The 22113-nt window shown below is 60.8% G+C and carries 19 protein-coding genes; 10 read left to right on the plus strand and 9 right to left on the minus strand.

Features of this window, described 5'->3' with window-relative positions:
* Window positions 1-32 precede the first annotated feature (32 nt).
* Together KYT97_RS02990 and KYT97_RS02995 are read left to right on the plus strand one after the other, a co-directional pair.
* Window positions 33-869: an aldo/keto reductase gene (locus KYT97_RS02990; protein ID WP_219111735.1), complete on the plus strand. Its 837-nt coding sequence runs from the start codon at window positions 33-35 to the stop codon at window positions 867-869.
* A gap of 150 nt (window positions 870-1019) precedes the next feature.
* Complete coding sequence (locus KYT97_RS02995; protein ID WP_219111736.1) at window positions 1020-1910, plus strand: IclR family transcriptional regulator; 891 nt, start codon at window positions 1020-1022, stop codon at window positions 1908-1910.
* Between the two features lie 114 nt (window positions 1911-2024).
* Here KYT97_RS02995 and KYT97_RS03000 read toward each other — a convergent pair whose 3' ends face one another.
* From KYT97_RS03000 to KYT97_RS03030, 7 genes are all read right to left on the minus strand, one after another.
* A complete protein-coding gene (locus tag KYT97_RS03000) occupies window positions 2025-3617 on the minus strand; it encodes an ABC transporter substrate-binding protein (RefSeq protein ID WP_245006003.1) in 1593 nt (530 codons plus the stop codon).
* 50 nt (window positions 3618-3667) lie between these two features.
* A complete protein-coding gene (locus tag KYT97_RS03005) occupies window positions 3668-4402 on the minus strand; it encodes a 3'(2'),5'-bisphosphate nucleotidase CysQ (protein ID WP_219111737.1) in 735 nt (244 codons plus the stop codon).
* 6 nt (window positions 4403-4408) lie between these two features.
* Window positions 4409-6331: a sulfate adenylyltransferase subunit CysN gene (cysN, locus tag KYT97_RS03010; RefSeq protein ID WP_219111738.1), complete on the minus strand. Its 1923-nt coding sequence runs from the start codon at window positions 6329-6331 to the stop codon at window positions 4409-4411.
* Window positions 6331-7299 (minus strand): sulfate adenylyltransferase subunit CysD, encoded by a 969-nt coding sequence (cysD, locus tag KYT97_RS03015; RefSeq protein ID WP_257013346.1) that lies wholly within the window; start codon window positions 7297-7299, stop codon window positions 6331-6333. Before cysD ends, cysN begins: the two co-directional genes overlap by 1 nt.
* A gap of 233 nt (window positions 7300-7532) precedes the next feature.
* Window positions 7533-8591, minus strand: a complete 1059-nt coding sequence (locus KYT97_RS03020; protein ID WP_219111739.1) for a hypothetical protein — start codon at window positions 8589-8591, stop codon at window positions 7533-7535.
* A 9-nt stretch (window positions 8592-8600) separates the two neighbouring features.
* Entirely contained in the window at window positions 8601-9743 is a 1143-nt protein-coding gene (locus KYT97_RS03025; RefSeq protein WP_219111740.1) for a sulfotransferase family protein, read from the minus strand.
* A gap of 224 nt (window positions 9744-9967) precedes the next feature.
* The gene (locus KYT97_RS03030; RefSeq protein ID WP_095886235.1) at window positions 9968-10840 is read right to left on the minus strand and encodes an SDR family NAD(P)-dependent oxidoreductase; all 873 of its coding nucleotides are present in this window, start codon (window positions 10838-10840) and stop codon (window positions 9968-9970) included.
* 156 nt (window positions 10841-10996) lie between these two features.
* Here KYT97_RS03030 and KYT97_RS03035 point away from each other — a divergent pair, with 156 nt between their 5' ends.
* The 6 genes from KYT97_RS03035 to KYT97_RS03060 all read left to right on the plus strand — a co-directional run bounded on the left by KYT97_RS03035 (window position 10997) and on the right by KYT97_RS03060 (window position 17401).
* A complete protein-coding gene (locus KYT97_RS03035) occupies window positions 10997-11938 on the plus strand; it encodes a LysR family transcriptional regulator (RefSeq protein WP_219112792.1) in 942 nt (313 codons plus the stop codon).
* Window positions 11939-12093: 155 nt separating this feature from the next.
* Window positions 12094-12429: an adenylyl-sulfate kinase gene (locus KYT97_RS03040; protein ID WP_219111741.1), complete on the plus strand. Its 336-nt coding sequence runs from the start codon at window positions 12094-12096 to the stop codon at window positions 12427-12429.
* 155 nt (window positions 12430-12584) lie between these two features.
* Window positions 12585-15899 (plus strand): protein kinase domain-containing protein, encoded by a 3315-nt coding sequence (locus KYT97_RS03045; protein WP_219111742.1) that lies wholly within the window; start codon window positions 12585-12587, stop codon window positions 15897-15899.
* A 154-nt stretch (window positions 15900-16053) separates the two neighbouring features.
* The gene (locus KYT97_RS03050; RefSeq protein WP_219111743.1) at window positions 16054-16497 is read left to right on the plus strand and encodes a hypothetical protein; all 444 of its coding nucleotides are present in this window, start codon (window positions 16054-16056) and stop codon (window positions 16495-16497) included.
* A 73-nt stretch (window positions 16498-16570) separates the two neighbouring features.
* Complete coding sequence (locus tag KYT97_RS03055) at window positions 16571-16912, plus strand: ArsR/SmtB family transcription factor (RefSeq protein ID WP_095886239.1); 342 nt, start codon at window positions 16571-16573, stop codon at window positions 16910-16912.
* Window positions 16913-16915: 3 nt separating this feature from the next.
* Window positions 16916-17401, plus strand: coding sequence for an SRPBCC family protein (locus KYT97_RS03060; protein ID WP_219111744.1), 486 nt, complete (start codon window positions 16916-16918; stop codon window positions 17399-17401).
* A 172-nt stretch (window positions 17402-17573) separates the two neighbouring features.
* Here the strand turns inward: KYT97_RS03060 and KYT97_RS03065 are convergent, their stop codons facing one another.
* Both KYT97_RS03065 and KYT97_RS03070 read right to left on the minus strand, forming a co-directional pair.
* Window positions 17574-18998, minus strand: a complete 1425-nt coding sequence (locus KYT97_RS03065) for an ABC transporter substrate-binding protein (protein ID WP_219111745.1) — start codon at window positions 18996-18998, stop codon at window positions 17574-17576.
* 526 nt (window positions 18999-19524) lie between these two features.
* Window positions 19525-19932 (minus strand): SRPBCC family protein, encoded by a 408-nt coding sequence (locus tag KYT97_RS03070; RefSeq protein WP_033232169.1) that lies wholly within the window; start codon window positions 19930-19932, stop codon window positions 19525-19527.
* Window positions 19933-20387: 455 nt separating this feature from the next.
* On the opposite strand from KYT97_RS03070, the gene aroC reads away from it, so the two are divergent.
* Window positions 20388-21575: a chorismate synthase gene (aroC, locus tag KYT97_RS03075; RefSeq protein WP_033232168.1), complete on the plus strand. Its 1188-nt coding sequence runs from the start codon at window positions 20388-20390 to the stop codon at window positions 21573-21575.
* Between the two features lie 28 nt (window positions 21576-21603).
* Window positions 21604-22113, plus strand: a complete 510-nt coding sequence (locus KYT97_RS03080; RefSeq protein WP_033232167.1) for a shikimate kinase — start codon at window positions 21604-21606, stop codon at window positions 22111-22113.

The following is a 22113-nucleotide window of genomic DNA, read 5'->3' on the forward strand; positions in this document are numbered from 1 at the left end:
ACACCTATGTCGCCGAATGCGGAAAGCTCCCCATGACTTTGACCCCTAGCACTATCACCCTGAACTCAGGGGCCGTTCTCCCTCGAATCGGACTGGGCACCTGGCCACTGACCGGTGCCGACGCCGAGCGTGCCGTCGCGTCGGGGATCGAGGTTGGCTACCGCCACCTCGACACCGCCGCCGCGTACGGCAACGAGAAGGCGGTCGGCGCGGCCGTCAATCGCAGCGGTGTTGCGCGGTCGGAAATGTTCGTCACGTCGAAAATCCAGGGTAAAGACGAGGATTCGAGGGACGTTCGGGGCGGGCTCGAGCGGTCACTTACGGAGCTCGACCTCGAGTATCTTGATTTGTACCTCATTCACTGGCCGCGGCCTCGCCTGGGCCGTTACGTCGAAACCTATACGGCCATGCTCGATCTCGTTGACGAGGGGTTGATCCGGTCGGTAGGCGTATCCAACTTCAAACCCGCGCACCTCGAACGTCTCATCTCGGAGACTGGGCAGGTACCGGCGGTCAATCAGATTCAACTCAACACCACGCTGGCGCGGCTGCAGACGCGTGAGTGTCACGCGCGCCACGGAATCGTGACTGGGGCCTGGAGCCCGCTCGGTAGTGACGGCACCCTTCTGCGCGAACCCATCGTTGTCGCTCTGGCCGAAAAGTACGGCAGGACACCAGCTCAGATCGCGCTGCGCTGGCATGTGCAGCAAGATATCGTCGCGGTGCCGAGATCAGTGGATCCGAAACGGCAAGCGCAGAACCTGGATGTATTCGGTTTCGCGCTCGAGCCCGCGGAGATCGATGAACTGACCGGTCTGGACCGAGGTGAGGCGGCGGCTCACGACGCGGACCTCGAAGAGCGGACATGAAGGTCGAGTGTGGGTTCGCCAGGCCGCTATATTGACGCAAACTGCGGGAGTGATTCGGCAAGCGCGCTGGGTCTAATGCCGACCTTGTTATAACAAAATCATTTTCACTGAAAAATGGTTTTCGAGGTAGACGTCCGATATGTTTACCGCATGGCCCGAGCTGCACCCGCGTCCGTCCGTGCTGTGAATATCGTTTCGTTCCTCACTGCCCACCCGTCGCGGGGTTTCACGATCAGCGAGCTCGCGCAGCATCTCGGAATGAATATCGCCTCGGCCCACGCCACGCTGGCCGTGCTGTGTGATTCCGGGTTCCTCATCCGCGACCCCGTTCATCGCACCTACGTGCTGGGGCCTGCGCTGGCGGCAACTGGGTTCGCTGCGCTCGAACAACACCCGGCGATCGAAGCGGCAATTGAACAGGCCGAGGTCTTGTCGCTCGAGCTCGATGTCGAGGTCGGGCTCTCCGGTATCGCTGGCACAGACGTCATCTTCCTCGCCCGTCGCGGCCCGGAGCCACTCACCTCGAGCATCGCCTACGTCGGCGACCGCTCACCGCTGCTCGCACCGATCGGCGCCGTGTTCGTGGCCTGGGACGACGACGTCTCTGCGTGGCTCGAACGCGGCGACGTCACTCCCGACCGTTCCGAGCGCTACCGCAGCTTCCTCCGGGAGGTGCGCACACGGGGCTTCAGCGTCATGCCCGCGATACCCTCTCCGGACGTGACTGGTGCATTTCAACGGCTGCGGAGTGAGCCGACGGACAACGATGCGGAGCAGAACCTCGCCGAGATGCTCCAGAAGGTCGACGAGGTTCTCATCTCGTTCGATGAGCTGTCGGACTCGGATGAGATTGCATTCAAAGCCCTTGCCGCACCGATCTTCGATCCGATCGGCCGAGTTCTGCTCTCTCTCAGTATCACCGGCTCCGAGCAGCCGGTGGGTGTCGACCGCATTCGGCATCTCGGTCGTCGGTTGGCCAAGTCCGCGTCGATTGCGACTCGCCGAACCCGAGGTAGGGTTCCAGGCCGTCAAGGCTCGTGATGTCGTCGATGAACACGACGCGTACAGACCGTTTATCGCGGTGTAGTGCCGATCGGAGTGCATGTGTGCTGCGTTGGGAACAAGAACGTCAGTCATGCGGTGGCCGATGGTTGGCTATTTCTGCAACCAAAGCTCCTCGGGCAGTGGTGAACCCAAGGCGTACATCTCGATACCACGCAGGTTCTTGCCCGCCATGACCGAAGGTGCGGGTCGGATGGTCCACAGGACCGGAGTCAGAGCGACGAGTCGATCCTGCACGGTTTCGTACGCTGTCTTGCGTCCTTCTACTGTTGTACTGGTGCGACCGGCGTCAAGTGCGGCGTTGAGTTCCGGGTCGTTGATACCGGTGAAGTTACCGGGGGACAGGCCGTGGAATGCGGTCCACAATGCGTAGTCAGGGTCAGCGATGACGGCGGTCGAGATCATCGTGTCGAAGTCGCGAGAACCTGCTCGTGCTGTGACGGCGGCATAGTCCGCGACCTCGACCTGGACCTGAACGTTCTTGAATGCGTTCAGCTGCGCCTGCAGGCTCTCGCCGAGCGACTTGCTCTCCGTGGTCGGGTAGGACAGAAAGGTGAAAGTGACCGGCTTACCTTCCGCGGCCAACTCGTCGAACAGTTTCTGTGCCTTCTCCTTGTCTTGAGTGTGCAACGAGATGTCGGTGTAAAACGGTGAGGACTCAGGGAACAGTGTCTGTGCGATTTGGCCTTTGCCGCTATAGACGGACGAGTTGAGAGCGTCGGTGTCGGCAGCCAGAACGACTGCCTGACGGGCCCGTTCGTCGTTGAAAGGCGCCCGGCGACTATTCATTGCTATGAACTGTCCACCCCCGGTCGGCACGACCTCGGTCGAGAACCCCGCCTCCTCGGCCTTGGACAAGGTCATCCAACTAGCTTCCGAGGACAGGTCCGCACCGTCGGTCGTGATCGTGTTGACCCGTTGAGTACTATCGGCCGGCATTCGAATCGTGATGCCGTCGAGATAAGGCTTCGGCGCATCCCAGTACCGCGGGTTCTTCTCGAGTTCGATCGTGTCCTGGCGGGTCCACTTGGCCAGGGTGAACGGGCCCGCACCGATCGGTGCCTTGTCGAACTCGCCTTGTCCCTTCTGTAAGGCGGTCGGGGAGGCGATCCAGTTCATGCCGGTGTTGATCAGCCCCTGGGCGAAGTTCGGATTGGCGGACACAAGCGCGACCTTCAGCGTGGTTGCATCGACGACCTCGGTCGAGGTGACCTGTGCGGCCTGGCGGATCGAGGTCGATCCCAGGGCAGGGTCGCGTAGGCGGTCCCAATTGAACTTGACCGCTGCGGCGTCGAGCGGGTTGCCGTCAGTGAACGTCAAGCCTGGTTGCAGCGTCAAGACAAAATTGGTCCCGTCGTCGGTGGTGGAGAAGTCCGTGGCCATCGTGTATTCGATCTCGAGGGTGACGGTGTCGTTGATCATCAGTGTCCCGTACAGGGCATTGCCGATCACGGGCTGGTGTGCCCAACTGTTGGTCAGTGCCGCCGGATCGAGCGACCGAGGCTCAGCCGGTTGCAAGATGCGAGCGATGCCACCGAGCACCGGCTCGCCAGCAGTGGTTGCGTTCCGGTCACCGGTATCAGAGGCTGAGCCACTACATCCACTCAGGATGAGCGTGGCGGAAATGGTCGCAGCGACTGTTGCGGTCAGGAAGGATCTGGATCGAGCCATCATTGCCTCTGACATCTGTTGGTGAACCTCGGGAGCCCTCGAATGGCAAGCTGGTATGCGCCAGATTATGGTCGGACGTCTGAAATCGTTTGACTACGTAGCACTTCGAGTACCATCTCGGCCACTTCTGCACGGCAGATAAGCAAGTCCGGCAGGTAAGGATCGGGCATGTTGTACCGCAATGGTGCGCCGTCGAGTCGAGAGACGTGCAAGCCCGATGCTGCGGCGACGGCGGCCGGTGCGCAGGAGTCCCACTCGTACTGACCGCCGGAGTGCGCGTAGATGTCCACCTCGCCCCGCAGCACCGCCATCGCCTTGGCTCCGGCCGAACCCATCGGAACCAGGGTCGAGCCCAAGTGCTCGGCGAGGTGATCGACACATGCCGGCGGGCGGGTCCGGGAGACCGCAAGGCGCAGTGGCCCCGTCCGTGCGGGCGGAACACCGCGCGGATCTCCTGTGTGCAACACAAGATCGGCCCCGGGCAGTGCAACGGCTCCGACCGATGCCGTCCCGTTGACGGCGAGCGCGACATGCACCGCCCAGTCGCTTCGTGGGGGCTCGCCGTATTCCCGTGTTCCGTCGAGGGGGTCGATGATCCAGACGCGATCACGTTCGAGTCGAATCGGATTGTCCGCGCTTTCTTCTGACAGCACTGCGTCATCAGGACGCAGTTCCGCCAACCTGCGAAGCAGGAGTTCGTTGGCTCGTTTGTCTCCCACCGCGCCACCTTCGGCGCGGATCTCGAGCAACAGTTCGCCGGCTTCTGCAGCCAGCGTTGCGGCGAGTGTGTGATCGTCCATGAAAGTTCACACATCCATTTCCGGTGCGAGGATGCCCGCCGCGCGCAGATGGGCAACTACGAGCTCAGCCGATGCCTCGGCTGAGATATCGCCACTTGCGTCAAGTCGAATATCCGGTGCCTCAGGCGGTTCGTACGGTGAGTCGATCCCGGTGAAGTGCAACAGTTCGCCCCGCCTTGCCTTCGCGTACAGTCCCTTTCGGTCTCGGGCCTCCACCACCTCGAGAGACGCGTCAACGTGGACCTCGACGAAATCGCCATCGCCGATCAGATCACGTGCCAACTGACGTTCCGCGTGGAAGGGCGAGATAAACGACGCCAGGACGATGGTTCCCGCATCGACCATCAACCGGGAGACTTCCGCGATGCGGCGGATGTTCTCCACACGGTCGGCATCGGTGAAACCGAGATCTTTGTTCAGTCCGTGCCTGACGTTGTCACCGTCGAGGAGATACGTGTGAAAGCCGAGGTCGAATAGTCGCTGTTCCACAAGGTTGGCGATGGTCGACTTTCCTGCACCGGACAAGCCGGTGAACCAGACAAGTGCCGCGCGTTGGCCTTTCAGTCGAGCACGGGCCTGCTGATTCACTTCGACGGCCTGCCAGTGGACGTTGTCGGCTCGCCTCAGCGCGAAGTGGAGCATCCCTGCTGCCACTGTCGCGTTGGTGAAACGATCGATCAGGATGAAGCCACCCATTTCCCGGTTCTCGGTGTACGGGTCGAAGGGAATCTGTCGGTCGAGGTTGAGATTGCACACTCCGATCTCGTTCAGCTCGAGAGTGCGTGTAGCTGTCTGCTCGAGAGTGTTGACATTGACCTTGTACTTGGGCTGAGCTGCACTCGCGCCGACGGTACGGGTCCCGATCTTCATCAGGTATTGCCGGCCGGGAAGCATCGGCTCCTCGCTCATCCAGACGAGGTGACACTCGAACTGATCCGACACGGCTGGTGGAGACGACGCTGCAGCTATTACGTCGCCCCTGCTCACGTCGACTTCGTCGGCGAGAACAATAGTGACGGATTGGCCTGCGACCGCTTGATCGAGGTCGCCGTCGGCTGTGTGAATCCGGGCGACGGTGCTTTCTGCGCCCGAGGGAAGGATGCGAATACGATCGCCCGAATTCACTGTGCCGCCCACTATCTGACCGGCGAAACCGCGAAAGTCGAGATTGGGCCGGTTGACCCACTGCACGGGCAGGCGGAAAGGGCGCGTCTGAATGTCATCGGCGATCTCGACTGTTTCGAGATGTTCCATCAGGGACGGTCCCGAGTACCAGGGGGTGTTCGGGCTGGCCTCCGTGATGTTGTCACCACGCAGGGCGGACATCGGAATGCAGACGATGTCGTCGAGACCGACCTCCGTCGCAAAGGCCCGGTACTGCGTTTCGATATCGTCGAATACTTCTTGGGAGAAGTCGACGAGATCGAGCTTGTTGACCGCGAGAACGACATTTCGTATGCCGAGTAGCGACACGAGGTAGCCGTGCCGTCGGGTCTGGGTCAGGATTCCTTTCCGCGCGTCGACGAGGATCACGGCAACGCCTGCCATCGATGCACCGGTCACCATGTTCCGGGTGTACTGCTCGTGACCCGGAGTGTCGGCCACGATAAATTTGCGGCGCTCGGTCGAGAAATAACGGTAGGCGACGTCGATCGTGATGCCTTGTTCCCGTTCGGCGGTCAGCCCGTCGAGCAGCAGCGCGAAGTCGAGTTCGTCTCCCTGGGTGCCCACCTTCCTCGAGTCGTTCTCGAGGGCTGCAAGTTGGTCTGCGAAAACAAGTTTCGAGTCGTACAGGAGCCGCCCGATGAGTGTGCTCTTGCCATCGTCGACGCTGCCGCACGTGATGAACCGCAGCATCGTTTTGTTCTCGTGTAGTTGGAGATACGTGTCGATGCCGTTTGCGACAAGGTCGTTGACTGAGTGCGCCATCAGAAGTAGCCTTCCTGCTTCTTGCGCTCCATGGATCCGCTCGCATCGTGGTCGATCACACGACCTTGCCGTTCCGAGCTCGTTGTAAGGAGCATTTCCTGAATGATTTCGGTGAGGGTCGACGCGTTGCTCTCGACAGCACCGGTGAGTGGGTAACAGCCGAGCGTTCGGAACCGGACGTTCTTGGTCACCGGTACCTCTCCCGGCGACAGGGGCATTCGATCGTCGTCGACCATGATGAGTGTTCCGTCGCGCTCGACGACTGGATGTGGAGATGAAAAGTACAGCGGGACAATAGGAATGTCTTCCCGGTGGATGTACTGCCAGATGTCCAGTTCGGTCCAGTTCGATAAGGGGAAGACCCGGACACTCTCACCCGGCGCCTTGCGCGCGTTGAAGAGACTCCACAGCTCGGGGCGCTGTTGTTTCGGGTCCCACCGATGTTGGGCAGTGCGAATCGAGAACACTCGCTCCTTGGCGCGAGACTTTTCTTCGTCTCGGCGGGCACCTCCGAAGGCCAGGTCGAAGCCGTGGAGGTCGATCGCCTGCTTGAGCCCCTCCGTTTTCCACATGTCGGTGTGAGTGGCGGAGCCGTGATCGAACGGATTGATGCCCTTCTCGACACACTCGGGGTTCTTGTAAACGATCAGATCAACGCCGAGCTTTTCTGTGATCGTGTCGCGAAACTTGTACATGGCCCGGAACTTCCAGGTTGTATCGACATGAAGCAAGGGGAACGGCAGTTTCGAGGGATGAAATGCTTTCATCGCCAGATGAAGCATCACCGCGCTGTCCTTGCCGACCGAGTACAACATCACCGGATTTTCGCTCTCGGACACCGACTCTCGGAATATCTGAATGCTTTCCGCCTCTAGGCGCTCGAGATGTGTCAGTTGTTTCATATGGGCTTGCCTTCTCGTGGAGTATTCCCAGACAGATGGGTGAGATCGTGTATACGTAACGGACAGGGTGTCTTTCGTGGCTCAGTCGTCTGGTCACGGGCGAGTGCCTAGTGACCTCGCCGCTGTCACCGCCGGGTTGCTTGCGTGAGAGGGTGCAGTTTGGCCTTCGCTTGACCGTCGATATATTCAGCGATGTCGCACTATTCGAAGCGGGTACGGCCGGCAGCGGTCACACTGACAGTGGCTCAGCCGAGTGAAATTCGAGATCTCGGCGACCAGAGCTCGACAGCGGCGCGGAGTCAGTCCACGGAGATTTTGTTCAGAGGGTTGGAGCGTTCGAGCATTCCGTAGGCTTGCTCGCCGTCCCACCTGTAGCGCACCCCGGCCTGGTGTACCGACGGGAAATTGGTTTGGAGTCCCTGCGCCGAATACGTCTTGTCGTTGTGATGAACGTCGTGTGCGCCGAACACCGTTTCGCCCTCGATGCTGAATGTCTCGTCAGCAGTCTCGAGGACAAGCGAGACGTCCTCGCCTGCCGGCCTCAACCGAGTCAGCCACGGAGCCTGCACGACTCGCGCCGGGATCAGTTTGCCTTCACCATTGAAGATGTAGCCTTCGTTGAAAGTGGGTTGTCCGTCGTCGCGTGGCGGATACGCGATGTAGCCGAACGCACGACCGCTGGGAAATACTGCCGACTGCCAGCAGTGCCCCCAAAATCCCTCGAGCTTGCGGATGCCTTGGCGGCGGATCCGCAGACCGGTTCCGGTGAAACGGTGCTCCTCGCCGTCATCTACTGCCACGCGACCGGTAGCGCGGAACAACTGTTCGTAGCGGGGGCCGCCCATGAGGCCGCCTTCTACCGACGATGTCAGCTGAGCACTTGCCTCGCTGAGCAGCGCTCCCTGCACCCACGGTGGAACGGCCATTTTCGCTTCGACGTGGAAGCTGACATTGACCAGTGGGCCATCCGTGTTGCCGTCTACCAGGTCCGAAGAGGAGGTCTGGACTGCTTTCCCGTCGTATGTCATCGTCCAGGTATCGAACGGCTCGAGGCAGCGGAACTCTAATCCACCGGCGCCCAACAACGTAGGCTGTCCATCGACACCGGCGGCCGGCACAGATGGGGCAGTTTCGCGCAACCGGAATACTCGTCCATCCGGAAAAGCAATATTGACCTGGATGTCGTGCGCATCCCAGTTCTTGGAGATGGCCTCGATCCCGATGCGTGGCAGCCCAACTTCGCCGCGATCGTCGAGCACCCAGAAACTCACCGAGTCCCGCATCTCCGGATCCTCGGGGCGTTCGGAAAAGACGTACTCACGTGAGCGATCGATACCGCCGGTCAGATCTACAGACATCAATCTTCCTTACTGTTCAGTGGTTTGACGATTGGTCCAACGGTGGGCGCTGTCCATGTACTGCGTGAACAGTGGCCGTACCTGGTCGAAATCGATCCCGTATTCCGCCGGTTCTGCGCGCATGCTGGGCTCACGCTCAGCGGCGGCCCGTGTCCACCACTGACGCATCTGATCTTCGAACTGCGCGCTGACCGGCTCTCTCAGCCATCCGTACAGGCCTTCGACCTGACCAATGGGATCGGCTTGCATGGCGCGAAAGTCGATGTCGTAGAACCGTTCATCAGCACCGTCGGCGCGGAATTTCAATGTTCGTTCCATACCCAGTGACAAATGTTCGACGTTGAGTTGGCCTATGTAGTGCTTGTCGACATCGTCGGTGAACGCCGCGATGATGTCGGCGAACAGGTCAGCCACGGAGAGAATGACATCGGTCGGATCACGATGTGTCATGACGTATCGTGCATCGGGAAAAGCTCGATCGAGGTGCTCGAGTGACATCACGTGCGACGGACATTTGAGCCGCCAATGTCGGGTCGGCTCGCCCCATTGAAGAAGCTTCATTACTCGACGTTGATACTCGTATGTCGGAGTGAGGTCTGCCTTTTCGATCAACCACGTTGAATAGGAAGGTATCTGAGCGAATGAATGGAACATATGCGACTTGAAGTCCAGCGCCATCAGATCATGACACTCCATCGGCCCGTGAGTGTCGACGGGGACATGATGCCTCGAACCGACCATCTCGCCCAGGTCCGGCGGGATGCGCGGGTCGACCCCATGCACCGTTGACGGAGGTGGACACGGTTGTGACGATTCCCACCGCTTGATGTAACGCACCGAGGGATCTTGAGCCAACAGCAGCGACAGTGCTGTTGATCCGGTGCGAGGCAGGCCGATACCAATCAGTGGAGCTTTGATGGAACCATCGTCAATCTCTGGGTGGCGCCGATACCAGTCCTCGACCTGAAGTCGCTGCGTCAGGTGCAAGATGATGCGGTCGCGCAAGAACGATTCACCCACGGCATTCAACTTCGCTTCATCGCGGAGAGCGGTGAGGAGGATCTCGAGGCCTTCCCGGAACGAGTCGTCACCGAAATCGTTGAGACCGGTTTGTGTAACGGCGGTGTCCAGCATGTCGTTGATGTGAGACATGAATGACCTCTCCATTGAGTTGTCAGTTGAATGGGGTTGTGACGGTCCGACGACAGTTATCGCTTGATGCGGGACCTGCGTCCGGAGTCGAGTCAACCGCTCGAGACATTTGAATCAACACCGCGAAGACCGCTGGCAGCGATATGATTTCATTCGAAAGTGTTGGTGTGCAATCAATTTGAGATAGGGTTTGCATGTCGGCTTTGGGGCCGCACGAGCGCGACTCAGTTCATGAACTGCCCGCCGGCCACATCAATGGTCTGGCCGCACATGTAATCGGCAGCTTCCGTAGCCAAGTACGCAACCATGTTGGCAATCTCCTCGGGCAGACCTACCCTGCCGAGTTGCACGTAATTGTCTATCGCCTCCACGATGGCGCCACGTGCAGCGCGCTCCCTGTCGTTCTGAGGATCGAGGAGGTACTCCCTCATGTCTGGTTTGATCATGATGCCCGGAGCTACACCCAACACGTTGACACCGCGAGGCGCCATTTCATGCGCGAGGTTACGGGTAAACCCGATCACGCCGGCTTTAGCGGCGTTGTAGACAACCAGACCGCGGTGCTGCATTCGCCCTCCGACGGCCCCGATGTTGATGATCTTGCCCGATCCTTGCGGCAGCAGATATTCAAGCGCTGCGTGCGCGCCATACATCATCATTGTCAGGCTGCCCAGCATCGTGTGGTCGATATCTTCCTTCGTATGTTGTTCGAAGGGGCCGGCAACAACCATGACGGGGTTGTTGACCATGATGTCGAGTCCGCCGAGTGCGGCATGACTATCCCTTACCGCCCGATGAACCTGATCCCAATCCGACATGTCAGCAGCGATCGGCACGGTGTTCACACCCCATCGCTGTTCGATCTCCTTCGCCCGCCGCTCCACTTTCTCGAAAGTCCGGCCGACCAGTGCGATATCTGCACCGAGTCCGGCAAGGCGATTTGCGACGGCCTGACCCAAACCATCGCCACCGGCGCCGATCACAATCGCCTTCTTGCCGGTCAGGTCCATTAGTTCGGTCACGCGTTTCCCGACAATATGGGTGGGCAACCGATCGAAACCCATGACATCGGACCAGTCCCGCTCCAGTCCCTCCATTGAGGTCTCCTCTCATCGTTTCGGTGGTGGAAGCCGAATACATTCCGTTGGGACTCCGTTGTAGCGAGGCTATGACAGCAGTCACATTCAATGCCAATACCGATTTCAGGCATTGAGTCATATCAAACTGCTATGGCTGGCAGAATTGGATCGACCATGGACACGCATCGACTCAAATACTTTCTGTGTATCGCCGACGAAGGCTCGATGACTCGTGCCGCGAGCGTGCTCGGGATCGCTCAGCCGGCATTGAGCCGTCAGGTGCGTCGTCTCGAAGATGATCTCGGTGTGACACTCTTTGTCCGAACCGCTCGCGGGATGCAGTTGACCGAAGAGGGCGAACGGTTGCGTGCGAGCACTTCCGCACCATTGCGCCAATTAGAACTCGCGATCCAATACGCCGGGTCTCCCTTGGCACGAGTCGAGCGAGGCTACCGTCTCGGACTGCCGGAGACGGCTGCGGGCATCTTGGCCGCCCCACTGCTGGGGAGCCTGTCTGCGACATTCCCGAACGTGAATTTCTTTGTGACAGTTGCGCCTACAGACAAACTTGTCGAAGAGTTGCTTAAAGATACTCTCGACAGTGCGATTATCAATTCGGTGCCGGACGAGCGCCTGTTCTACAGCGACCTTCTGGTTGAGGATCTTGTCCTCGTCGGTGGGCAGGCGTCGGGTTTACAACCGAATCGTGCAATCAAGTTCGCTGAACTCGCGGGCTTTCCTCTGGTACTGCCCAGCTCTCGAACTGGCATAGGCAATACCCTCGAGAACACAGCTCTGCGGCTTGACGTTAAGTTCAGCTCTCGATTTGCGACCGACTCACTTCAAGTCGCGAAGGATCTCATCGAAGCGGGTCTTGCTTACGGCGTCCTACCGCTATCTGCGTGCGGTATCGAGATCGAAGCCGGGCGAGTGCGGTGGGCGCCGATATGTGAACCGACACTGAGTCACAAGCTGGGCATGGCCGCAACAGCACAGTTGAAAGTGGCGCGCGGGTTCGGGATCAAGATCGGAGAGATCTTCCATGAAGAAGTGGCGCGCCTGACCAAGTCAGGCAGGTGGCCCGCGCAACTTCTTCCTTCCCGTCATTGGCATTGATCACTCTGATGCGCCGGACTTCGAGTTCCACATGGGACCACACGCCTACGTGGTTGACTACGACGCTCTCCTCGCGCGGCTGGAATCGCTCGTGACCCACGCCTGGTGCAAGTACGGCAGCAGTTCGCCTGCAGCGTTTTTGAGGGGACCGGAGCATGAAGTTCGGATCATCGGGATCTGGTCTGTCGACACGTAACGGGTCGACTTCCGAGGTGCTGCGCGAGCTCGCTGATCGTGAAGGCCCGCGACGGGTGGGGGTCCTCGAACCGGCGGAGGTGCCGGTGAATCGAAACGTCCGCTGCTGCACGCTCTCTGCGAACCGGGACATGGGCAGCTTCATCTTGATGGACCGATTGGCCGACGCCACGCTCGGCGCCGGGATGCTCCACGCCCAAGGTTTTCACACATATCAATTCGACGGCGACAATGTCCGGCACGGTCTGAACGAAGACCTCGGTTTCACCGACTTTCGAGCTGAGAGTGTCGTTTGAACGTGGCTGGATTGCTAGGTGAGGCCCGTGAGCAATAGGACATCGTCGCGCCCGTCGGGCATATCCTAGGTAAGTCATTTCGAGATGAGTGCAAGTGCCGTGCGCCTTCTCCCTGACCGAAGTCGCGAGGGCGGTGTGGTGAGATGGACGACCCGATGGCCGACTCCGATCCGCTCGCGACTCAACGTGCCGCGGTCCCGACGATTACCGAGGAGTTGAGCGCGGCCGGATTCGACGAGGCGCAGGAGATCGGGCGCGGCGGGTTCGGTGTGGTCTACCGATGCGTGCAGTCCTCGCTCGACCGTAGTGTGGCCGTGAAGGTCCTCACCGCCGACCTCGATGACGAAGTGCAGGCGCGCTTCGTTCGTGAACAGCGGGCGATGGGACGCCTGACGGGGCACCCGAACATCGTGGGAGTGCTGGAGGCGGGCGTTACCGAAAGAAATCGCCCCTACATTGTGATGCTGTACCACCCGCGTGACTCGTTGGAAACCCGAATTCGCCGCGATGGCCCGCTCGAACCAGCCGAGGCGCTTCGCCTCGGCGTGAAGATGGCCGGTGCTCTCGAGAGCGCACACCGCCATGGCATCATCCACCGCGACGTCAAACCCGCAAACATCCTGCTCACCGATTACGGCGAGCCGGCGCTCACCGACTTCGGCATCGCCCACATCTCGGGAGGATTCAAGACCACCACCGGCACGGTCACCGGATCTCCGGCGTTCACTGCCCCCGAAGTGCTCGGAGGTGACCCACCGAGCGCTGCCTCCGACATCTACGGTCTCGGCGCCACCTTGTTCTGCGCCGTCACCGGTCATGCCGCTTTCGAACGTCGCAGCGGCGAGCAAGTGGTGGCGCAGTTTCTTCGGATCACCACAGAGCCCGTCCCGAATCTGCGTGAGCAAGGCATCGATGAGGACGTGAGCGCGGTCATCGAGCGGGCGATGTCCCGCGATTCGCAAGAACGCCCCGCATCTGCTGCGAGTTTCGGCGACGAACTGCGACAGGTCCAGGTCGCCAAGGGCTTTGCTGTTGACGACATGGCTTTGTTGTCTGGACCGGATTATCCACGGCAAGAAGGGGATTCGCCTCACGCACCTTCGATCAGCGGAGAGTTTTCGTCGGCTCGACCGCATAACCACGCGGGGCGGGCCGTGCGGAGTTCGACCGGAGAGTTACCTCTCGAGCTCACTAGTTTCGTCGGGCGTCGCCGTGAGTTGATCGAGACCAGGGCGAGGCTGTCGGTCTCGCGTTTGTTGACCTTGACCGGAATAGGCGGCGTGGGTAAGACACGTCTCGCGTTGCACGTGGCAGCGGAAATGCGCGGCGGATTCAGTGATGGAATGTGTCTGGTCGAGCTTGGCGAGTTGCGCGACGGGTCGTTGCTGGTGGACGTGGTGGCCACCGCGTTGGGAGTACGAAATCCGTCTGCGCGCCCGCTCGAAGACGTACTGGTGGAGTTTCTCGCCTCGCGGAATCTCCTACTGGTACTGGACAATTGCGAGCAGGTGGTCGACGAGGCCGCCGCGCTGGTCGGCACGTTGCTGCGCACCTGCTCGGATCTACGAATATTGGCCACGAGTCGCGAGCCGCTCAGTATCGGCGGGGAATCGGTGCTCCAGGTTCCACCGTTGACGGTTCCTTCCTGGGAGGGCAATCCTTCCCTGCGGGCGATGGCCCGCTTCGATGCGGTGAGCTTGTTCGAGGATCGGGCGGCCGCAGCAGTGCCGGGATTCGAACTCACCGAAGACAATAGAGTCGCGGTGGCCAGGATCTGCCATCATCTCGACGGCTTGCCACTGTCGATCGAGCTGGCGGCAGCACGACTGCGGGCAATGTCGATCGACCAGATTGTGGAGCGGCTGACCGACCGGTACTCGTTACTGACTCGCGGTCCCCGCGGTGTGCCACCACGCCAGCAGACGTTGCGGCTGTCGATCGACTGGAGTTACGAGCTGTGCACCGCGCAGGAACAACGGCTGTGGGCGCGCCTGTCAGTGTTCGCGGGCAGCTTCGAACTCGACGCCGTGCAAGAAATCTGCGCAGAAGATCGGGATTCGGCAGAAGTGATCGACACAGTGACTTCGCTGATCGACAAATCCATCCTTGCGCGTGAGCAGGTTGGGGAAGTGGTGAGGTACAGGATTCTCGAGACGTTACGTGCCTACGGTAGGGAGAAGATCGGTCCGGCCGATGAGTACACGGCGTTGCGGCGCCGTCATCGTGACTGGTACCTGAAGATGGTGCTGGATGCGGAGGCCGACTGGATCGGTCCGCGGCAGTTGGAACTGATCGAGCGACTGGACCGAGAGCAACCGAACCTGCGTGAGGCAATGGAGTTCAGTGCGACTGAATCTGGTGACGACGGGATCGTGGCCGAGGTGCGAATTGCGGTCGCCCTATTCCCTTTCTGGGTTTCGCGCGGTCGCCACAGTGAAGGACGGCACTGGCTCGACCGCGTGCTGGCTGACCAGTCGCGCGTTCCGACCCTGGAACGAATCAGAGCCCTGTACGCCAATGCTCTGCTCGCCGGCATGCAAGGCGATTTGCCGGTGGGGAACGCGCTGGTCGACGAGGGTCTGGCGTTGGCTGAACAACTAGCAGACCCCGCGACGGACGCGCTCATCGCTGCGGCAGGCGGAATGCTGGCGCTCTACGGCGGTGATCTGTCCACAGCACGAGCACGGCTGAGCGACGCCCGCGAGTGGTACGACGCTCGAGCCGAGGTATCGCGAGTAGGCATTGCGGTCCTGCAGGCGCTGGGATGGACCTTCGAATTGCAGGGCGACGCGACTTGGGCCACGGCCTGCCATGAACAGGTGCTCGCGATAACCGAGTCGCGTCGGGAATCTGTGTATCGGTCGTACTCGTTGTGGGCAACCGGAGTCGCCGTGTGGCGACAGGGCGACGGCGCACGTGCCGCTCGGCTCTTGGAGCAGGGCCTTCGGCTGACGTGGCTGGTTGATGACCCGCTCATAGCTGCCGCTGACCTCGAGGCACTGGCGTGGATCGCGAGCGAGCGGCGCGAAGCAGCGCGCGCTGCCGTCCTATTGGGAGCCGCCGAGTCGTTGCGGCGGGCAGTGGGTAGCTCCACCGTCCTGTACCTCCAACTCCTTGCTCACCATGAGCAGTGTGAGCAGCTTGCCCGTCGTGCGCTGGGGAAGCGAGCGTTCGAGACGGATCACCGCAAGGGGAGGGCTCTGAGTTTCAGCGACGCGGTCGCTTACGCCCTCCGAGAGCAGTCGCCGGTTGCAACGACCTCCGTGGACGCCGTCCTGACAAAACGCGAACGGCAGGTTGCCCGCCTTGTGGCCCAAGGACTGACCAACAAGGCGATTGCCGCCCAACTCGTGATTTCGCAGCGAACCGCTCAGGGGCATGTCGAGCATATTCTCGTCAAACTCGGCTTTACCTCACGAGCTCAGATTGCTGCCTGGGTCGTTGAGCGCGCGCGCGACGCTCCGGCCTGACCCTCAACCTCGAGGGTTTGACGGACCATGTGATGAAGTCCAGTTCAGTTGCGCGCCTTGAATTGTGGTGACGTGGTGCATCGCACGACGACTTCGCGGGCGAGTCGGCTTCGGTGCGCAGTAACACTCCGGCGCATTAAACCGACCTTTTGGTATGAGAGCTTCCCGTGCTACCCGAGTTTCCTCGCTTGCCGTGGTTGTTTGCGCAGCGGTCGCCGCGTGGTTTGCCCCGACTGCTTCAGCCGAGGTCGTCGACGTCACGGTAGTTCCTGGGCTCGGTGGCGGCCCGACAACCCCGTATGGTGCCGGGTGCACGTACCTGGTGGTGGCGAAGACGGCCGCTTCCTCGGAGCCTGGCGTCTCCATTGTCGACTTCAACCGTGCGTCGACGTTCTTTCCGCAGGAACTTATCTGGGACACGATCAATCCCTATTACCTATCTCCGGTGATTCTCGGTCATGCGTTTACTTTGTGGACTCCTACTGCCCCTGGCGAGCATTCTCTGATGGCATACCAGACGTCGGCAGGTGGACCGATCGACACGGTGACGGTGAACCCGGGTGTGCCGTTCGGGCCCGGTTGCATCGTCGCGCCCTGACGGTAATCCCGGGTGAGCCTATGGGCGTGGCCAGGGGTCGACATCTACAACCAGTTGGTTGTACGTTGGTGGTGTGAACGGAGATGACGAGGACCGCGCGGACGCACTGTTCCGTGCGCTGTCGGACCGGACGCGGCGGGACATCATGCGCCGTGTGCTGGCCGGGGAGCACTCGGTTTCTGCGCTCGCTGCGAAGTACGACATGAGCTTCGCTGCGGTGCAGAAGCATGTCGCCGTGTTGGAGAAGGCCGGCCTCATCACCAAGCGACGCAGCGGTCGAGAGCATCTCGCCAGCGGCGACGTGACGGCGTTGCGGTCGGTGGCGGCCATGCTCACCGAGTTGGAGCAAGTGTGGCGCGGCCGCATCGGACGTATTGACGAACTTATCGCACTCGACTCGCCCAAGGAGGGCTGAACCATGCCTGTGACGGACGTCCAGCAGGACATAGACACCCGAACGCTGACAATTGTCGCGGAATTCGCCGCGCCGGTGGAACGTATCTGGCAGGTCTACGCCGACCCACGCCAGTTGGAGAAGGTGTGGGGCCCACCGACTTACCCGGCGACCGTGGTGGAGCACAACCTCGCGCCGGGAGGTCGCACGACCTACTTCATGACAGGCCCGGACGGTGAGAAGTATGCAGGATATTGGCAGATTACGGCTACCGACGAACCGACGAGCTTCTCGTTCGACGACGGCTTTGCCGACGAGGATTTCAACAAGAATCCCGAGTTGCCGGTTTCGAAGAACGTCTTCACTTTCACCGAGCACGACGGTGGCACGCGCGCGACTTACGTGAGCACCTACGAGTCCGCTGAGGCGTTGCAGCAGGTGCTTGACATGGGTGTCGTTGAAGGCGCCTCGTCTGCGACCAACCAGATCGATGATCTGGTGGCTTCCTGACGGTGCGACCGCGTAATCGAGGGTAGCTTCTTGTTTCCGGAACGACGCGAACCTTTATGTGTCCCAGGCGAACTGAAATGCCGAGCCCGTCGTTGCGGATGAGGCTTGTGTCCAGAAATTCAGCGCAAGGACAGCCGGTGGCACTCGATGAGCGCCACCGGCGTCCTGCGAATTAGGCCTGCGGCTTGATCACGTTCGCGTTGAGGTACTTCGTGGAGATTCGATCGGCATCGAGATCGGTGCCCCAGATGCTCTTGTCGTTGGCGATGAGGTACTTGGGGTCGCACTTGAATTCGCCGGCTGTCGCCGGGAATACCTGCGAGTACTCGGCGCCATTCAGCGACGTCATGAGGCCGCAGGTAGCCGGCATGTTCTTGCCCGGATCGGTAGCGGCATGCAATCCGCCGCCGTCCCAGTCGTCGATCTTCGACAGTTCGTTGACCATGCACTGACGGGTCAGGTCACTGCCGCACTCATCCGCAGCGGTGGCCCACAGCAGGAAGGACGATGCAGCCTGCATGCCGAGGAGTGCCGTCTTGCCGCCACCTGCGGATACCAGGTCGGAGTACTGCTTCACAGCCGGAACCTTGTCGGCATTCTCGAGCATCTGGAAAATCATGTCCGCGTTCAGGTTGTCGAGCAGTCCGGTGTCCTTGTTCCAGGCCGAAACAGCCTCGCCGTACCAGGTGGCCTCACCGAAGAAGATCGGATCGATCCCGACCTGATCGAGAGACTTGACGAAGTTCAGCTCGGCCGGGCTGGCCGAACGGGAGGTCCAGATACCCTTGACGCCACATTCCTTGAACTTCTCGGCAAACGGCACGTAGCTGGATTCGCCCTCGTAGTTCAGGGTCACGCCGCAGTCCTTGAGCTTGAAGCCCGCAGCCGCGGCCATTGCGCGTGTCTTGGTGGTGGAGTTGATGATTGCCGGCATCGTGCTGTTGACGACGTCGAAGTCGTTCAGCAGGTCCGGATGCATCTCGGCCATCTGGAACCATGCTGCCGCATTGGAGTAGTCGACGGGCATCGGCACACCCTGGAATGACATCGGACCATTGGTTGCGTCGGGCGACACCGTGAATCCGGGAACGGCAACCATGTTGCAGGCCACGCGGGTCTGCTCTGCTGTCTGGTCCATCGCGAATCCGTGGCCGACCATCATGAACTGGCTGGCGCAGGCTTCCTGCATGACGGAGTTGGCCTGCGTCATCGCCGCGTCGTAGTCGGTACCGACAACCTTGCGGCCGTTGATGCCGCCCTGATCGTTGCACCACGAGATGAGGGCGTTGACCGCGTCACTCATCTCCTTGTTGAGGCCTGGCGACTTCACGTAGCCGCGGTCGTCGCCGAAGCCGATCTTGATCTCGGTGTCGCTGACACCCTGATCCGTCGCGCCCTTCGCATCTCCGTCGCCGCACGGCGAATCCAGGGTTCCGAACTTGGCATCGGAACTCTTCGACGCCGCGTCGGCCGTCGCAACGGATGCACCGTTCGACGTCGCTGACGGGTCGTCGCCACGAGCACCGGAACAGGCGGACACCAGAGCGGCGGTGGCAGCAAGCGCCACAACCAGCTTCGTGGTCTTGTTGGGCTTCACTTCGAGGTTCTCCTTTTGCAGACGGCACAGCAGTTCACAGGCGGCACTGCCTGGGCAGTTGCACTGAGAGCCGTAGATAATCAGCGATCGGACAATGTCGAATGCGACTTCCCGATGGGTGAGATACAAAAGTGAAGTGCGACACAGAGCGATGGCTTTTGTGGCTCTGGTCATGCTTTTTCGGCCTGTTTCAGCCTCGAACCGTCGTGCGGGTCCCTGAACCCGGTCTTGGATGACGGGATCATTCAATACCGGTCACCGCGCCCTCGGATTTCCCAGGGGCGCGGTGGTGGACTACATGTCCGAGCCGCCCGAGAGCATCGCGATCGTCAGGAGGATGCCGCCGACAATTCCCGAGAATGCGCTATCGCTGTTGAGTAGCCATTCGTTCAGAGATCCCATGGAGTGCCTCTCGTAGTTTGTCCAGTTGTCGAGCCGAGCCTATCGGCGGATCGTGTCCGACATGTCGCTTTCTGTTGATATCGGGATGTGAGGTGCTTCGATGTGGGACAAGAGAACTCGAGGCTTATCGGATGGCCTCCATTGTCTGTTTGAAGATGCCCAGGCCGTGTTCCATTGCGGCGCCCATCGCAGTGGCGAGGTCATCCGGTTGTACGTCGTGGATCCACACGAATCGGCTGCGCCCGTCGCTGTGGGGGAAGACTTGCATCGACGCGTTGTCGTGTGTCGGCGCCATGGTGCCACCGATGACGGAGTAGGCGAGTCGGCGCGATGGGTCGTCGAGAGCGACGAGCCGTTCACGCGCGACGGTTCCGTCCGAGAAAGTGGCGATTCTGATTTCGGGCTCTTCGAGTTTGCTGTTGATCACGAATCCCGGCGCCATCCGAACGGGCCCGTCAGCGAAGTCGCTGATAACGCCCCACACGTCCGCAGGGTCCGCATCGATAACGATCTCTTTCTGCACAGAGGCCATTTTCTGCTCTTTTCTGTAGAGGGCGCCCTGGTCGCTACTGGAAACCACGTTACGAGGCAGCTAGGACAACTACTGACCTAATTGTCGGCTGTGCTGAGTTGGTCGCGGAGCTTGTCCAAGAACTCGTGTTCTTCGACGACGAGGTCATCGTCGAGTTGGGCTCGGATCCAGCTGTTGGGGAAACTGCTTCGGTGCAGTAAGCGAGAGCCACGTCCCCGCGGGGACGTTCCGGGACCGTGCCTTTACGTTTACGTTCGAGGTGTCGTGGTGGATGGGGCTGGCACCCGATCTTCGTGGCGACCCGTCGGAGGGGCCTTCAACCCTTCAACTGCGTTCGAGGAGACTTGGAGGACGTCACACACTCAACGCCCCTTGTGGTGTGACATCGAGCAATCGGGCAGAGGTCGAAGGACCACTGTCACAACCACAGTCCGCGACGTGGAAAGATAGTCGTCGTGCTGCGTTGGATAACTGCTGGAGAATCCCATGGTCCCGCCCTCGTCGCGATGCTCGAGGGCATGGTTGCGGGGGTCGAAGTGACCTCTGAGGCCATCTCGTCCGAACTTGCCCGTCGTCGACTCGGCTATGGCCGTGGCGCGCGGATGAAGTTCGAGGCTGACAAGGTCACCATCATCGGTGGTGTCCGCCACGGCTTTACGCTCGGTGGCCCCGTTGCCATCGAAATCGGCAACACCGAGTGGCCGAAGTGGGAAACCATCATGTCCGCCGACCCGGTCGATCCGGATCTGCTCGCCGATCAGGCCCGTAATGCACCGTTGACGCGTCCGCGTCCCGGCCACGCCGATTACAGCGGCATGCTCAAGTACGGCTTCAATGACGCCCGTCCCATTCTCGAGCGTGCGAGTGCTCGTGAGACCGCTGCCCGTGTTGCTGCCGGAACCGTGGCTCGCTCTTTCCTGCGTCAGGTGTTCGGCGTCGAGGTTGTCTCGCACGTCATCTCCATCGGTGCATCCGAGCCCTATGTCGGACCGGTTCCCGAGGGCAAGGATCTGGACGCGATCGACGCGAGCCCGGTCCGCGCTTTCGACAAGGCCGCCGAAGAGTCGATGATCGCCGAAATCGAAGCGGCTAAGAAGGATGGCGACACCCTCGGTGGCGTCGTCGAGGTTGTCATTCACGGCCTGCCTGTCGGTATCGGAACGTTTGTCAGCGGCGCCGAGCGTCTCGACGCGCGACTTGCTGCTGCCCTCATGGGAATTCAGGCCATCAAGGGAGTCGAGGTTGGCGACGGTTTCGAGACCGCGCGTCGCCGCGGCAGCGAAGCTCACGACGAGATCCGCCCCGGCCCGGACGGCATTGTCCGTTCCACCAACCGCGCAGGCGGTATCGAAGGCGGCATGACCAACGGCGAGGCACTGCGGGTTCGCGCCGCGATGAAGCCGATCTCAACGGTGCCGCGCGCATTGGCGACGGTCGACATGGAAAGCGGTGAAGAGGCAGTTGCCATCCATCAGCGCAGTGACGTCTGCGCGGTTCCGGCTGCCGGTGTTGTTGCGGAATCCATGGTTGCGCTTGTTGTCGCTCAAGCCGCACTCGAAAAGTTCGGCGGTGATTCCATTGCCGAGACCACGGCGAACTACCGGCGCTACGCCGACGGTATCGCAGCCCGACCGCCTCGCTGAGAGCGTCCGAGCGGAAGGTCCTGCCACGATGAAACCGAAAGCTGTACTTATCGGGCCACCCGGCGCTGGTAAGTCGACCATCGGCCGTCGTATCGCGCAGGCGTTGGAACTCGACCTGGTTGACACTGACGCCGAGATCGAAAAGACGACCGGACGGACGATTCCCGACATCTTCACGCACGACGGCGAGCCACGCTTTCGTGAGATCGAAGAAGATGTGGTTCGGGAAGCGTTGGCCAGCACGGACGGCATTGTCTCGCTCGGTGGCGGTGCGATCTTGTCGGAGCGCACGCGCGCATTGCTCGACGGTCACACCGTGATCTATCTCGAGATCAGTGTTGCCGAAGGGCTGCGCCGGACAGGTGCCAACAATCACCGACCGCTTCTGGCGGGCGGCGATCCCAAGGTGAAATATCAGGAATTGATGCGGCGTCGGCGTCCGTTGTACCGGCGTGCCGCCACCATCCGGATACGCACAGACGGTCGGAGTCCGTCGCGCGTCGTCGCGCAGTTGGTATCCAAACTTGAAGACAAATGA

Source organism: Rhodococcus globerulus (assembly GCF_019334125.1).
GTDB lineage: Bacteria > Actinomycetota > Actinomycetes > Mycobacteriales > Mycobacteriaceae > Rhodococcus_F > Rhodococcus_F globerula.

Bases quoted from the DNA above. Each gene is read 5' to 3' on its own strand.
- KYT97_RS03005 (WP_219111737.1), bottom strand. From the start codon at position 4,402: ATGGACGATCACACACTCGCCGCAACGCTGGCTGCAGAAGCCGGCGAA.
- KYT97_RS03070 (WP_033232169.1), bottom strand. From the start codon at position 19,932: ATGGCCTCTGTGCAGAAAGAGATCGTTATCGATGCGGACCCTGCGGAC.
- KYT97_RS03080 (WP_033232167.1), top strand. From the start codon at position 21,604: ATGAAACCGAAAGCTGTACTTATCGGGCCACCCGGCGCTGGTAAGTCG.
- KYT97_RS03040 (WP_219111741.1), top strand. From the start codon at position 12,094: ATGAAGTTCGGATCATCGGGATCTGGTCTGTCGACACGTAACGGGTCG.
- KYT97_RS02990 (WP_219111735.1), top strand. From the start codon at position 33: ATGACTTTGACCCCTAGCACTATCACCCTGAACTCAGGGGCCGTTCTC.
- KYT97_RS03030 (WP_095886235.1), bottom strand. From the start codon at position 10,840: ATGGAGGGACTGGAGCGGGACTGGTCCGATGTCATGGGTTTCGATCGG.
- KYT97_RS03050 (WP_219111743.1), top strand. From the start codon at position 16,054: ATGAGAGCTTCCCGTGCTACCCGAGTTTCCTCGCTTGCCGTGGTTGTT.
- KYT97_RS03025 (WP_219111740.1), bottom strand. From the start codon at position 9,743: ATGTCTCACATCAACGACATGCTGGACACCGCCGTTACACAAACCGGT.
- KYT97_RS03020 (WP_219111739.1), bottom strand. From the start codon at position 8,591: ATGTCTGTAGATCTGACCGGCGGTATCGATCGCTCACGTGAGTACGTC.
- KYT97_RS03035 (WP_219112792.1), top strand. From the start codon at position 10,997: ATGGACACGCATCGACTCAAATACTTTCTGTGTATCGCCGACGAAGGC.
- KYT97_RS03060 (WP_219111744.1), top strand. From the start codon at position 16,916: ATGCCTGTGACGGACGTCCAGCAGGACATAGACACCCGAACGCTGACA.
- KYT97_RS02995 (WP_219111736.1), top strand. From the start codon at position 1,020: ATGGCCCGAGCTGCACCCGCGTCCGTCCGTGCTGTGAATATCGTTTCG.
- KYT97_RS03000 (WP_245006003.1), bottom strand. From the start codon at position 3,617: ATGTCAGAGGCAATGATGGCTCGATCCAGATCCTTCCTGACCGCAACA.
- cysN (WP_219111738.1), bottom strand. From the start codon at position 6,331: ATGGCGCACTCAGTCAACGACCTTGTCGCAAACGGCATCGACACGTAT.
- KYT97_RS03045 (WP_219111742.1), top strand. From the start codon at position 12,585: ATGGCCGACTCCGATCCGCTCGCGACTCAACGTGCCGCGGTCCCGACG.